This is a genomic window from Pseudomonas sp. MPFS, from assembly GCF_022537035.1.
Classification (GTDB): Bacteria; Pseudomonadota; Gammaproteobacteria; order Pseudomonadales; family Pseudomonadaceae; genus Aquipseudomonas; species Aquipseudomonas sessilinigenes.
Genome location: NZ_CP066123.1, coordinates 463,046 through 477,390, shown reverse-complemented (window position 1 = coordinate 477,390; position 14,345 = coordinate 463,046). Strand labels below are relative to the sequence as shown.

At 64.1% G+C, this 14,345-nt stretch carries 9 protein-coding genes; 2 read left to right on the top strand and 7 right to left on the bottom strand.

Features of this window, described 5'->3' with window-relative positions:
- Nucleotides 1-61 precede the first annotated feature (61 nt).
- Nucleotides 62-1,426 (top strand): formimidoylglutamate deiminase, encoded by a 1,365-nt coding sequence (locus tag I9018_RS02070; protein WP_241108623.1) that lies wholly within the window; start codon nucleotides 62-64, stop codon nucleotides 1,424-1,426.
- A gap of 97 nt (nucleotides 1,427-1,523) precedes the next feature.
- On the opposite strand, the gene I9018_RS02065 is transcribed toward I9018_RS02070, so the two are convergent.
- Both I9018_RS02065 and I9018_RS02060 read right to left on the bottom strand, forming a co-directional pair.
- Nucleotides 1,524-2,093 (bottom strand): lipocalin family protein, encoded by a 570-nt coding sequence (locus I9018_RS02065; protein WP_241108622.1) that lies wholly within the window; start codon nucleotides 2,091-2,093, stop codon nucleotides 1,524-1,526.
- A gap of 32 nt (nucleotides 2,094-2,125) precedes the next feature.
- Nucleotides 2,126-2,380: a hypothetical protein gene (locus I9018_RS02060; RefSeq protein WP_068589378.1), complete on the bottom strand. Its 255-nt coding sequence runs from the start codon at nucleotides 2,378-2,380 to the stop codon at nucleotides 2,126-2,128.
- A gap of 280 nt (nucleotides 2,381-2,660) precedes the next feature.
- Between I9018_RS02060 and I9018_RS02055 the strand changes: the two genes are divergently transcribed.
- Nucleotides 2,661-4,553, top strand: coding sequence for a methyl-accepting chemotaxis protein (locus I9018_RS02055; RefSeq protein ID WP_217884166.1), 1,893 nt, complete (start codon nucleotides 2,661-2,663; stop codon nucleotides 4,551-4,553).
- 138 nt (nucleotides 4,554-4,691) lie between these two features.
- Here the strand turns inward: I9018_RS02055 and I9018_RS02050 are convergent, their stop codons facing one another.
- The 5 genes from I9018_RS02050 to I9018_RS02030 form a co-directional block, all read right to left on the bottom strand.
- On the bottom strand, nucleotides 4,692-5,294 hold the full coding sequence (locus tag I9018_RS02050; protein WP_241108621.1) for a DUF924 family protein: 603 nt from the start codon (nucleotides 5,292-5,294) through the stop codon (nucleotides 4,692-4,694).
- 3 nt (nucleotides 5,295-5,297) lie between these two features.
- Nucleotides 5,298-6,308 carry a class 1 fructose-bisphosphatase gene (locus I9018_RS02045; protein WP_068589392.1) on the bottom strand — a complete coding sequence of 337 codons (1,011 nt, stop codon included), beginning with the start codon at nucleotides 6,306-6,308 and terminating at the stop codon, nucleotides 5,298-5,300.
- 187 nt (nucleotides 6,309-6,495) lie between these two features.
- Nucleotides 6,496-7,875 (bottom strand): DUF3999 domain-containing protein, encoded by a 1,380-nt coding sequence (locus I9018_RS02040; RefSeq protein WP_241108620.1) that lies wholly within the window; start codon nucleotides 7,873-7,875, stop codon nucleotides 6,496-6,498.
- Nucleotides 7,872-11,522: a DUF2339 domain-containing protein gene (locus I9018_RS02035; protein ID WP_241108619.1), complete on the bottom strand. Its 3,651-nt coding sequence runs from the start codon at nucleotides 11,520-11,522 to the stop codon at nucleotides 7,872-7,874. The genes I9018_RS02040 and I9018_RS02035 overlap by 4 nt, the downstream gene beginning before the upstream one ends.
- 209 nt (nucleotides 11,523-11,731) lie before the next feature.
- Nucleotides 11,732-14,182 carry a glycogen/starch/alpha-glucan phosphorylase gene (locus tag I9018_RS02030; RefSeq protein ID WP_241108618.1) on the bottom strand — a complete coding sequence of 817 codons (2,451 nt, stop codon included), beginning with the start codon at nucleotides 14,180-14,182 and terminating at the stop codon, nucleotides 11,732-11,734.
- Nucleotides 14,183-14,345 lie beyond the last annotated feature (163 nt).

The window sequence follows — 14,345 nt, the reverse complement described above, 5'->3', positions numbered from 1 at the left end:
ACCGAGCAGGCAAACGTCTGTATATGTATATACAAATAACACACAATGGGGTGCTCGAACCATGTCCGCCTTCTTTGCCGAACGCGCGCTATTGCCTGATGGATGGGCCAATGATGTACGTCTTGAAGTCAGTGCCGACGGCCAGCTGACCCAGATCCGGGCCAACGCCGACGCCGAGGGAGCGGAACGACTCAAGGGCCCCGTGCTGCCGGGCATGCCCAACCTGCACTCCCACGCTTTCCAGCGGGCGATGGCCGGCCTGGCGGAAGTGGCCGGCAATCCCAATGACAGCTTCTGGACCTGGCGCGACCTGATGTATCGCCTGGTGGGCAAGATCAGTCCCGAGCAGCTGGAGATCATCGCCCGCCAGCTGTATATCGAGATGCTCAAGGCCGGCTATACCTCGGTGGCCGAATTCCACTACGTGCACCACGACACCAGCGGCCAACCCTACGCCGACCCGGCCGAGCTGTCGCGGCGTATCAGCCAGGCCGCCGCCAGCACCGGCATCGGCCTGACCCTGCTGCCGGTGCTCTACAGCCATTCCGGATTCGGCGGCCAGGCTCCCAATGATGGCCAACGCCGCTTCATCAACAGCACCGAGGGCTACCTCAAGCTGCAACAGCAACTGCAACCCCTGCTGGCCGGACAGGCCAACCAGCAACTGGGCCTGTGCTTCCACTCCCTGCGCGCGGTCACGCCACAACAGATCAGCGAAGTGCTGGCCGCCAGCGATACCCATTGCCCGGTGCATATCCACATTGCCGAGCAGCAGAAGGAAGTCGAGGATTGCCTGGCCTGGAGCAACCGTCGCCCCCTGCAATGGCTGTATGAGCATGTAGCGGTGGATCAGCGCTGGTGCCTGGTCCATGCCACCCACGCCAACCCCGAGGAAGTCAGCCTCATGGCCCAGAGCCGGGCCATTGCCGGCCTGTGCCTGACCACCGAGGCCAACCTGGGCGACGGTATCTTCCCGGCGGTGGACTTCCTCGCCCAGGGCGGACGCCTGGGCATCGGCTCCGACAGCCATGTCTCGCTCAGCGTGGTAGAGGAATTGCGCTGGCTGGAGTATGGCCAGCGCCTGCGAGACCAGCGACGCAACCGCTTGTACCGGGCCGACCAGCCGATGGTTGGGCGCACCCTGTACGACGCGGCGCTGGATGGCGGTGCCCAGGCCCTGGGCCAGGCCATTGGCTCCCTCGCCGTGGGCAAGCGCGCCGACTGGCTGGTGCTCGATGGCAACGACCCCTACCTGGCCACGGCCGATGGCGACGCAATCCTCAACCGCTGGCTGTTTGCCGGCAGTGATCGCCAGGTGCGAGACGTCATGGTGGGAGGCCAGTGGGTGGTACGTGACGGACGGCATCCTGCGGACGAAGAGAGCTGCCGCAGTTTTACCCAGGTACTGCGCGACCTCCTGGCCTGACTCGGCAAGGCTCACCCCTTGACCGGCCGGGAAGCCCGCAGATGCTGGCAACCCGGCCATTGCCCATGAAAACCATCGGCTCCCATGGGGCCAGGAACTACTTCGAGGTCTTGGCCATGGCCGAGTCCGATACCCGCCAGATCAGCCGCGTGGTGTCATAGCCCTGTTGGCGAGCCTTGCTCAGCAACTCCTCGCGCACCGTTTCATTGACCTCCGGCGTACGCGACAACAACCACAGGTAGCGACGGTTGGGATTGCCCACGATCGCTGTCTTGTAGTCGTCGCTGACATACAGCACCCAGTAGTCGCCCTTGATCGACCCTGGCAGCAATCGGGTGAACCAGTTGTCGAACCGAACCCAGAGCTTGTCGGTCTTGCCCAGCACCTGGGGCGTCGCTGTACCTCGGGCTTCCTCCCACTTCCAGTCCGGGGTCAGGCAGCGGTTGAGCACCGCCATCGAGCCCTCGGGCAACAGGGTGTAGCGAGCCTCGGATTGAGCACAGTTACGCTGGAAATACATGGGTAGGCGCGCCAGCTCGTACCAGGTCCCCTGGTAACGCTTGAGCTCGACATGGTTAGCGGTCTTGGGCGCCAGCGAATCGTCCCGGGACGTGGCGCAGCCGGCCAAGAGCAGGCCGACCAGAAGAGTGACAACAAAACGCATCATTATTTTTCTCCCGTGGGCCCGAAGCCCCGGATTTACTTCAGGCCTTGCCCGGAAAACATCAGGACCTTCTCACCGGCATACTGCACGCTGATAAAGCTGTTCTTATCGCCCCAGGTACAGCTGGACATGCCCAGTGCGCCGGAACAGTCGGTCGGCTTGCCCAGAAGTTTTTCGACATCGGCCTTGGGCATGCCCGCCGAGAGCTTGGAATAGTTTTCCTGATTGACCTTGCTGCACGCGGCCAGTAGCACGCAGAACGACAACAGAGCGATGGAACGCAGGGACATGGTGAACTCCTGGACGAAAGGGGGAAGGCCTGTCAGCCAACCAGAAGCTTAGAAGAGAAAACCCCCATCTGGTTCCCCGCAGGGCCCGCTATTTCTCGCCGGGAGCCCAGGTATTTGCGTCGTAAATCAACCACCTTCGAAACCCCATAGGCAGTTCGTCGGGATTCCACTCTCTCGCCTCATCTTCAGTGATGGCCAGTCGACATAACTGCAGCGCAAAGCCCTCCACTGTGGCAAATTGACGCCCCTCGTTGACCAGCCCCTCGCGGTAGTTCACTTAATGACCAGCAATATGAAGTTCAGCCACAAGATCCTGCTAGCCGCTGCCCTTGTGGTAGCCGTCGCGTTCGCCTGTTTCATTCTGTTCAATGACTACCGTCAGCGCGAGGCCTTGCGCGGCAGTACCCAAGCAACGATGCAAGAACTGGGCAGCCTGACCACCCGCAACATCCAGACCTGGCTGGAAAGCCGTATCCAGCTCCTGCAATCGCTGGCACAGCAGGTCGCCGTGGACGGCAGCGGCGCCGACAGCCTCAAGCGCAGTGTCGGCCTGCCCGCCTACACCAGCAATTTCCAGCTCACCTACTTCGGTGGCCAGGACGGCGCAATGTTCTCCGTACCAGCCGGCAACCGCACGGCCGACTACGACCCCCGGAGCCGTGGCTGGTACAAGGCGGCCAATACCGCCCAGCAGACCATCGTCACCGAGCCCTACATCGCCGCCTCGTCCGGCAAGCTGGTCATCACCGTTGCCACCCCAGTGCAGCACCAGGGCCGGATGATCGGCGTCGCGGGGGCCGACATCGACCTGTCGAGCATCAGCGCCATCATCAACTCGCTGAACTTCGGCGGTCACGGCCATGCCTTCATCGTCAGTGCCGAGGGCAAGATCCTGATCCACCCGGACAACAAGCTGGTGCTCAAGAGCCTGGCCGAAGCCTATCCGGACGGCGCGCCCAACATCAGCCCCGGCCTCAAGGAAGCGCAACTGGGCGGCAAGGCCCAGTTCATTTCCTTCACCCACATCGATGGCGTGCCCTCGGCCAACTGGTACGTAGCCCTGGTCCTGGACCAGGACACCGCGTTCGCCATGCTCAGCGAGTTCCGAACTTCGGCGCTCATCGCCATGGCCATTGCCGTGGTGATCATCATCGGCCTGCTGGGCATGCTGATCCGCATCCTGATGCAGCCCCTGCACCTGATGGGGCGCGCGATGCATGACATTGCCGAAGGCGAAGGCGACCTGACCCGACGCCTGGTGATCCACGGCCATGACGAATTCGGCACCCTGGGCCTGTCGTTCAACCGCTTCGTCGAGCGTATCCACGGTTCGATCCGCGAAGTGTCCTCGGCCACCGGCCAGGTCAACGAAGTCGCCTTGCGGGTAGTCGCCGCCTCCAATTCGTCGATGCTCAATTCCGACCAGCAAGCCTCGCGTACCAGCAGCGTGGCCGCGGCCATCAACCAGCTGGGCGCGGCTGCCCAGGAGATCGCCCAGAACGCCGCCCTGGCCTCGCAACACTCCAGCGAAGCGCGCAACCTGGCGCAGGACGGCCAGCAAGTGGTGGACCGGACCATCGACGCCATGCACCAGCTGTCGACCAAGATCAGCAATTCCTGCGAACACATCGAGACCCTCAACAGCAACACCGTGAACATCGGCCAGATCCTCGAAGTGATCACCGGCATCTCCCAGCAGACCAACCTGCTGGCACTCAATGCCGCCATCGAGGCCGCCCGTGCCGGTGAGGCCGGGCGCGGTTTCGCCGTGGTCGCGGACGAGGTTCGCAACCTCGCCCACCGCACCCAGGATTCGGCGCAGCAGGTGCAGAAGATGATCGAGGAGCTACAAGTGGGCGCCCGCCAGGCCGTAGGCACCATGACCGAAAGCCAGCGCGAGAGCGAAAGCAGCGTCGGCATCGCCAATCAGGCCGGCGAGCGCCTGGGCAGCGTGACCCAGCGCATCGGCGAGATCGATGGCATGAACCAGTCGGTGGCCACCGCGACAGAAGAGCAAACCGCCGTGGTGGAGTCGATCAACGTCGACATCACCCAGATCAACACCCTCAACCAGGAAGGCGTGGAGAACCTGCAAGCCACCCTGCGCGCCTGCGCCGACCTGGAACAACAGGCCCAGCGCCTGCAACACCTGGTGGGCAGCTTCAGGATCTGACGTCCTTTGCACTTCGTGTCACCGCCGCAAGCTGCACACGGCCCGCAGGGACGCGGGAGTCGCCTCGGCAGGAAAAGCGCCGCAAAGCCCTGGGGCCTTGGCGCAACCTCGCCGCTGGGCAGCAGCTACAGGGAGGGATTAGAAACTTGAGCCGGGCTGGCGCAGGAAGGCCAGTTCCTCGGCGCTGGATTCACGCCCGAGAATGGCGTTGCGGTGGGGAAAGCGCCCGAAGCGAGCGATGATCTTCTGGTGCCGTTCGGCATAGTCCAATTGGCTGGCGAAGACCGGACGGTCCTGCAATGGTTGCTCGTCGTGCAAGGCAGCCAAGCGCGACACGGCTTCGTTCTGCACCGCCAGGTGCTCGCAATGCTCGAACACCAGGTAGATGAAGCAGCGCTGCATGGGCGTCAGGCGCCGATCGAAATCTGCGGCAATACCCTGGGCCACCAGGGCTTGGGCGCGGGCATCACCGGAGAATGCCCCGGGGGTGTCGCGATGGATCATGCGCGGCAGCTGGTCCAGCAACAGCACCAGGGCCAGCCAGCCTTGGGGGCTTTGCGCCCACTCGGTCAAACCACCAGCCAGGGCCTGCTCCACCAGGTCGCCAAAACGCTCCTTCGCTTCACGATCCTGGCTGTCGCGCTTGCCAAACCACAAGCCACCCTTGGCAGCCACGATCTGCGCTGGCGTCTGGGCATCGCCGAACCACCAATCGAGCAGAGGCTGCCAGGGTTCACTCATGATTTACTCCTGGTGGTAGGCGGTGACCCGGGCCACTTCTTCCTTGGAGCCCAGGAACACCGCTACGCGCTGGTGCAGGCCTTCAGGCTGGATGTCGAGGATACGCTGGTGACCGTTGGTGGACGCGCCGCCCGCCTGTTCCACCAGGAACGACATCGGATTGGCTTCGTACATCAGACGCAGCTTGCCGGGTTTTTCCGGTTCACGGCTGTCACGCGGATACATGAACAGGCCGCCACGGGTCAGGATGCGATGCACGTCAGCCACCATCGCGGCGACCCAGCGCATGTTGTAGTTCTTCTCCAGCGGACCGGTGTCGCCGGCCAGCAGCTCATCCACATAGCGCTTGACCGGGGCTTCCCAGTGACGCTGGTTGGACATGTTGATGGCGAATTCCTGGGTGCTTTCAGGAATGGTGATGTTCTCGTGGGTCAGGACGAAGCTGCCCATCTCGCGATCCAGGGTGAAGCCCTTGACGCCATCGCCCAGGGTCAGCACCAGCATGGTCTGCGGACCGTAGATCGCGTAGCCGGCGGCCACTTGCTTGGAGCCCGGCTGCAGGAAGGCCTTTTCATTCAGGGCTTCGTTCTGGCTCAGGTATTCGTTAGGGCAACGCTGTACCGAGAAGATGGTACCGACCGGCGCGTTGATGTCGATGTTGGACGAACCATCCAGCGGGTCGAATACCAGCAGGTAGGCACCCTTGGGGTATTTGCCGGGGATCTGGTAGGCATTGTCCATTTCTTCGGACGCCATGCCAGCCAGGTGGCCGCCCCACTCGTTGGCTTCGAGCAGGATCTCGTTGGAGATCACGTCGAGCTTCTTCTGCACTTCGCCCTGGACGTTTTCCGTACCCATGCTGCCCAGTACGCCGCCCAGGGCGCCCTTGGACACGGCATGGCTGATTTCCTTGCAAGCACGCGCCACCACTTCGATCAGGAAGCGCAGATCGGCAGGAGTGTTGTTGCTGCGGGTCTGCTCAATCAAGTAGCGACTCAGGGTAACGCGGGACATGGAAGGCTCCGGAAGGAATGGGGGGCTAAAAAACCCGCGCAGTTTAACGCGAGTCGAAGCGCATTTCCTCATCTGAGACAGGGAACTGGCAGATAGAGTTCAGGCGCCGGTTTGAGCGTAGTCGGATTATGGCAAGGAGGCCCGTTCCCGTGGGACGTTCAATCGGGACAAACCTCCTTGCCCAGGCTCAGGGCTTGCCCTCGGGCTTGCGCAGCAGACTGAAGGCCATGCCCGCCAGGGCCAGCACCCCCAGCAACAATACCGCCCACAGGCCGATCTTCTTCCAGTCAAGGCCTGCGGACGCAGGCGCGACCGGGTCCTTGGTCGCCACGGGCACCAGTTGCGACGCGCCATCGACCCGGGCCTGGCCCAGGTCCTTGAGGCGCTGCGGGCTGTAGTCGGGAATCAGGGTGGACAACGGCAAGTTGGCTGCACTCGCCGCGGAATTGCCCAGTGCCAGGGTAAAAGGCCCGTCGCCACGAGCCAGGAACACCAGCTGCACACCGCGCACGGCAAATTCCAGGTTGGGCGCCTCGGCCCCCAGGCCACCGCCCCGCTCGTCCACCACCAGCTTGAGTTGCTGCACGGTTTGTCCTGGCAGTTGCAGCTCATTGTGCTGCACATCCTGGCCATTCTGGGTCAGGCGATACAGCAAGCCATTACCCAGGGGCTGCCAGGGCAAGCTGCTTTCACGCCGCCCATAAAGCCTGGCCGGAGCCAGGCTGTTGGCCTGTTTGAGCTCGATTCGTACCCGTTCGACATTCAGCCCCATGGGCAACTGCCAACTGTACTCCCCCGGCTTGGCCACACTGCCTGCCAACGGTTGCGACCACGCCAGCGGCGATGGCTGGCTACTGGTAGTGCTGCTTTGCAACTGCGCGGCTGTCAGCGTCGGCGCTGCCTGCGGCGACTGCCACAACAAGCGCAGGTAGCGCGCCGTCTGCCCGGGCAAGGCTACTTCATGCTGTTCGATCCGTTCATCGGCGAACGACAGGCGTGCCACCTGGCCGTCCCCCCAGGGCTGCCAATGCTGCAAATCGTCGCTGGCTTCAATGCTGAAACGCTGGAAACCATCGTGTTCGCTGACCCAGTCCAGGACCAACTGCTGCAACGGCGCCTTGATCGCGCTGGCATCCAATAGCCATCCGCGCAGCACTTCCTCTCCCGCCTCCAGCTGGGTCGAAGGCTGGACTTGCACCAGGGTGCCATTGGCATTGGATTGCACCCGCACGCTGGGCGGGCTGTCACCGGCCTGCGCCGAGTTGTACAGCGGGAACCATTTCACCGCACTGAGGTTGCGCTGCTCGGTGGACTGCGCCTGCTGGCGAGCCAGGGCATAGGCCTGGGGCTCACCGGCGGCATTGAACACCCGCACATCCCGCAAGTCGGCCTGGCTGGCACGCAACTGCACGCCCAGGGGCAGCTCCAGGCGATACCAGGGGCCTTCGCCACTCAGGCTCAAGGGTACCAGGGACTTGAAGTCCGCCGGTCGCTCCTGGGCCATCGCGGACAACGCCACACACAGGCCCATGGCCCCCCACCAGCGCAGGCTCAACTTACGACTCAAGACGACACTCCTTCATTCAACGATTTGCCAGCCTCAGGCTCGACCTCCGCCCGCTTGGGCGGCAACGGGGCGAAATAGCCCACGACCAGCAACAGCACTCCAACACCGATGAACGAGACAATGCGTGCCAGCCCGCCACGGTTACTCAACTCCACCAGGAACAGCTTGGCCACCACCACGGCAATCAGCGCCGCACCGATCAGCCAGACCTCGCGACGATGACGCAAATGTCCGCCGATCATCAGGCTCAAGGCGATCAAGGTCCAGACAATGGACAGCCCGGCCTGGACCATCATCGACTCCAACAACGCATCAGGATGGAACGGTACCCCGCTCCAGTGATGGGCCGCGCGCATGACCAGCACGGTGAAGAAGGCGAACAGCGACACCCCGGCCACCAGTTGCGCACCACGCTCGGCGTAATCGCCGCGAATCGCCAGCTCCCGGACCGCACTGCGCGACCAGACATAGACCCCGAACAGGGCGAACAGCAGCCCCAGCTCCAACGGGTTGATCAATGGCAGGTACGGCAATGGCTCGGCGCGCCCGTCGCTGAACACGTTGGCCAGCCAGAACCAGCCAAGCATCAGCACCGCCAGGGGTAGTGCGGCATACAGGCGATACTCCCGGGAGTAACTGCCCACCGGCCATGGCCAGTTGCGAGGTACCGCCATCGCCACCAGATACAGGCTCGGCAGGATCGCCCAGCCCAACCAGCGCCAGGCGTTGTACTGCTCGGACAACAACAGCAGGCCATAACGCAACTCCAGTGCCAGCACGCCGATCAACAGCCAGCAACCCAGCACATGAGCGACGCTTGCCACTCGGGCCGGCAGCAAACTCGCCAAGCGCCGCAGGCTGAAGAAGTGCACGACGAACAGCAGTGCCCAAGCCAGCCAGCCGAAGTTCGCCGCCGGATGGTAGCGTAAGGTCCAGGAAGCCATCAGCACCAGGGCCCCAGCCGGGATCAGCAGGCTGCCCAACAGGCCCAGGGACTTCCATTGCAGGCGCACCGCCAGCAAGGCCGCGAGCGCTACGCTGGCCGTGGCGAGTGCCAACAGCAGGGCCGGCTGCAAATGATCCGGAGCGAAGCGCAGCACTTCCTTGGTCCAGGTGAACGCCCACCAGCACGCGCCCCAGGCCAGCAGCAAGTCGGCCAGGTACCCCAGGCCCAGGGTGTCGAACGCCGAACCATGGTTGCCGCGTTGCAGGCGCCAAGCGCCCAACAGCGCTGCCAGTGCCAGGACCATCGGCGTCCAGAAGTCGCCATTGGCCAGGGGGCGCACGCCTTCGGCCACTGCGCCATGGAACCAGTCCGAACCGGCCAACAGGAAAGCGCTGCCACCGATTACCTGCAGGGCCAGGCCGAAGACAAAGCTCACCCGCTGCTGCAGGTACAGGCTCAGCCAGATGATCAGCAAGCCGCTGGCGGCCCACACACCGCTGGCGGTACGCCACGGCAGGACGAACAGCACCGCCAGGTTGATCAGCACCAGCCCCGCCAGCAGCACCAGCGACAGGCCGCGCAACAGGCGCGGATCGTCGCGCACCATGGCATCGCGCGATGCCACCAGCATGCCGCCGATCAGCGCCAGGCCAATCAGCGAAGCGCTCATCAATCCGCTCCAGCCACTACCGAACACCCCATTGGCCCCGGCATCCGCACCTTTGAGGCCCGTCAGGAACAATGCCCCACCGAGCAACTGGATGGCGAATGCGCTGAACAGGAACGTCCGCGACTGCAGGCGCAGGCCGACGAACAGGGTCGCCAGCCCCGCCAGGGCCCAACTGATGGCCGTACCCTGGGTGAGGAAGAACAGCGGCGCCAGCAGGTACAGGAACCCCAGGCCCGCCACCGCCAGTAGCGGCCGGATACCCTCCTTCAGCCAGTTCGGCAACAGGGCCTTCGGCGTGCGCCGCAACTGGTCGTAGCTGAACAGCAAGGCCCCGCCCAGCAGCAGCGCCCCCAGGGGCGCACCGGACAGCAGGCTGGTGCTGGCAAAACGCACTGAATCGAGGAAGGCCGCGGCCGAACCTGCTTGCAGCAGCAGGGCGAAGGCCTGGGCCAGCGAACGCTGCTGGCGCATGCCAAGCCAGAAGATCCCGGCGCCCTCGACCGCCCAGGCCGCAGCGGTCCAGCGCGCATCCAGCCCCAGGGGAATCGCCAGGCTGGCGAAAATCACGCCCAGGGCCAGGCAGGTCTCGCCCAGCAACACCGCCCGGCCCCCCAGCAGCAGGCGTGCCAGCACCATGTAGACCAGGCCCAGGGCCAGGGCGCTGAAGGAGGCGGCAAATTCCAGGTGCTGGACCAGCGCCAGCTGCAGGCCGAAACCCACCAATGGCGGGCCGAAGAGCAGGCTGCCATCGACATAGTCGCCCTTGCGCACGGACCATTGCAGCAGCGCCTGGCGATCGCCGTCGGCCGGCGCATCGCTCATGTCCAGCAACTTGCGCCGGGTGAACAGCAGGCCAATAGCCAGGTACATGATGAAGAACAGGATCAGGAACGGCTCGGTGCTCCACAGCAGTTCCGGAGTGTAGGAGCGCATGCCCCAGGCGAAGCCGATACCGAAGGTACCCACGAAACCGATCAGGTTGAGCAGGCGCCAGGCCTTGAACCAGGCGATGGCCAGGATGCCGGCGTTGAGCAGGGCGAAATAGCTGAACAGGGCCACATGGCTGCCCGCGCCGGTGGAGGTGAGGATCGGTGCGGCAAACCCGCCCAGGGCCGCCGCAGCGGCCAGCCCCAGGGCATCCTGGGTGATGGCCAGGATCGCCGAGAACAGTGTCACCGCCACCAACAGCCCCAGCGCCGCGGAAGGATCGAGCAGTGGGTGCAGGCGCATGGCCGCGAACACCGTCAGGTACAGCACCGCGATCCCTGTGCCCTGGAGCATCAGGGCATAGGCACCGTTACGTCGGCGCAGCCACCACCCCAGGCCCAGCAGGCCCAGGGAACAGGCCGCGACCCCGGCATAGCGCAACTCGATGGGCACCACCACGCCTTCGGTGGCATAGCGCAGGAGGAATGCCAAGCCGAGGAACAACAGCACGACTCCGACCCGCAGCACGGTATTGCCGCCAAATAGCCAATTGCGGGCGCCGCTGATGGCGCGCTCGATCAGGTTGGGCTCATGGGTCTCGGGCACAGTCGATGGACGCGCCTCACGCGCTTGCGGTTGTGGCTGCCACACCGAATCCGGCAAGGGTTCGCTGGCCATGGAAGTGGCTGGCTTGGCGGTCGCAGGCAACTCCCAGACCAGGTCCGCGGCAGCAGGCAATGGCTGCACAGGCTGGACCTCATCGAGAACAAATTCCGGGGTCGGCTCGGGGGCTGGCACAAAGCCGAGATCGCTCGTGGCCTCGGCAGCTGGCGCGCTGCTGGCGCTGGCCTCGGGCTGCACCACGGGCTCGGCGGGCGGGCTGGAGCCGGCCTCCAATAGCGCCAGGCGCTGGCCCAAACTCGACAGCGCCTCCTTGGCCCGTTCCAGCTCGCGCTGCTGCTCGCCAACCTGCTTGTGCAGGAGGCCCAGGCGAAAAGCCAAGCCAATGGCCAGGCCGATAAAGGCACCGATCAGGGCATCGCCGAAAGACTCATCGACTACCCACCCCAGCACCACCCCCAACAACATGAACATCCATTGCATGTGTCGACATCCCTAAACAGCCCGTTGACGGACAGATCCAGCCTTTCTTTTTATGCGGCCTTCGCACCAGCGCCGGCAAGGCTCGCCATTCCCTTTGGAAGCCAGGCACGAACGCCAAGGCACGAGCCGGGGAAAAAACGCCGCCAAGTATATCGACAAGGCCCAGCGCACGCTGGGCCTCGCTCACAGTTCCGGATATTCCCCGGGGCTCACTCCAAGGCCTTCCAGATCTGCGTGGCGTACTCACGAATGGTCCGGTCCGATGAGAACCAGCCCATCCGCGCACTGTTGAGCACCGCAGAGCGCCACCACTCCTTGGAGTCATGCCAGCGCTCCTCGACCCGGGCCTGGGCACTCCAATAGGCATCGAAGTCGGCACAGACCAGGAATCGATCGTAGTCCACCAGCGAGTCGACCAGGCCGGTATAGCGCGACGGATCGTCCGGGGAGAACACGCCACCACGGATCGCCTGCAACACATCGTTGAGGCGATGGGAGGCGGCGATGTCCGGCCCGGCACTGAATTCGCCATTGCGCTTGCGGGCCTCCACCTGCTGGGCGCTGAGGCCGAAGATGAACATGTGCTCGGCGCCGACCCGCTCGCACATCTCGACGTTGGCGCCATCCAGGGTGCCGATGGTCAAGGCGCCATTGAGGCCGAACTTCATGTTGCTGGTACCCGAGGCTTCGAAGCCGGCAGTGGAAATCTGCTCCGACAGGTCCGCCGCGGGAATGATGCTTTCCGCCAGGCTGACGTTGTAATTGGGCAGGAACACCACCTTGAGCAGGCCCCGCACCGTAGGGTCGTTGTTCACCGTACGGGCGATGTCGTTGGTCAGCTTGATGATCAGCTTGGCCTGGTGGTAGCTGGCGGCGGCCTTGCCGGCGAAGATCTTCACCCGCGGCACCCAGTCGGTTTCCGGCTCGGCGCGGATCGCCTGGTACAAGGCCACGGTGTGCAACAGATTGAGCAACTGGCGCTTGTACTCATGGATGCGCTTGACCTGGACATCGAACATCGCCGCCGGGTTGACGGCAATACCCAGGCGCTCGTGGATGATCGCCGCCAGGGCCCGCTTGCTGTGCAAGCGCTGCTCGGCGAACTGCTTGCGAAAGGCCGCTTTCTCGGCAAAGGGCTCGATCCCCAGCAGCAGCTCCTCGGGATTGTCCAGCAGCTCGGGGCCCACGGCCTCCAGCATCATCTGGGTCAATTGCGGGTTGGCCTGGTACAGCCAGCGGCGAAAGGTGATGCCGTTGGTCTTGTTGTTGATCCGCTCCGGATACAACTTGTGCAACTCGGAGAACACCGTGCTGCGCATCAGTTGGGTATGCAGGCCGGATACGCCGTTGACGCTGTGGGAACCGAGGAATGCCAGGTTGCCCATGCGTACCCGGCGGCCGTTGTCCTCCTCGATCAGCGACACCGCCCGCAGCACGTCGAAATCGTGCATGCCCTTGGCCCGCAACGAGTCGATGTGCTGGGCATTGATCAGGTAGATGATCTGCATGTGCCGCGGCAGCAGGCGCTCCATCAACCCCACCGGCCAGGTCTCCAGCGCCTCGGGCAGCAGGGTGTGGTTGGTGTAGGCCAGGGTTTCCACGGTGATCTGCCAGGCCGCGTCCCAGGCGATGCCGTGCAGGTCCACCAACTGGCGCATCAGCTCGGCCACGGCGATCGATGGGTGGGTGTCGTTGAGCTGGATAGCCGCGTGTTCGCCGAGGCTGAGCACCGAGTCATGCATGTTCTTGTGCCGGCGCAACAGGTCCTGCAACGACGCCGAGACGAAGAAGTACTCCTGGCGCAGGCGCAGTTCCTGCCCGGCTTCGGTGCTGTCGGCCGGGTACAGCACCCGCGAGATGCTCTCGGCCCGGGCCACCTCCGCGACCGCCCCCAGGTGGTCGCCGGCATTGAAGCGCTCCAGGTGCAACTCCTCCATGGCCCGGGCACGCCACAGGCGCAAGGTGTTGACGCTGGCACCGCGCCAACCCACCACCGGGGTGTCGTAGGCCACCGCCCGCACGGTTTCCGCCGGCCACCAGACCTGGCGGGTCGCGCCGCTCTCGTCGACCACGGTCTCGACACCGCCGCCGAAACCTATGGAGTAGATCACCTCGGGACGCTCGAACTCCCAGGGGTTGCCGAAATCCAGCCAGTGCTCGGTCTGCTCCTGTTGCCAGCCATCGACGATGGCCTGGCGGAACAGCCCGTGCTCATAGCGAATGCCATAGCCATGGCCGGCGATACCCAGGCTCGACATGCTTTCCATGAAGCATGCCGCCAGGCGCCCCAGCCCACCGTTGCCCAGGGCCGCATCGGGCTCCAGCAGGCGGATGCGCTGCAGGTCTACCCCCAGGTCCGTCAGGGCCTCTTGCGCCACTTCCAGCAAGCCGAGGTTGCTCAGGCTATCGATCAGCAATCGACCGATCAGGAACTCGAGGGACAGGTAGTACACCCGCTTCTGCCCCCGGCGATAGATCTGCCGGGTGTGATCCATCCAGTGATCGACCATGTGGTCCCGCGCAGCCAGGGCAATGGCTTCGAACCAGTCATGGTCGAAGGCATGGTCCGGGTCCTTGCCGACCGCGTAGGTGAGTTTGGTCAGGACGGCTTCACGAAAAGCCGCCACCTGCGTGTCGCGAACATGGGATTCCTGAGTCATCGTTACGACCTCTGACGAGATACACAGTGAGCATGGAATTGACTGAGCCTAGTCGGTCTGACACGGAGCGAAGGCCCTGGTTCGGCGCTATTGCAAACGGCTCGACCAAACGAGAGGAGCGGCTGCACCGATAGGAAAAAAGATGCAGGGCCTGTGCCGTCAT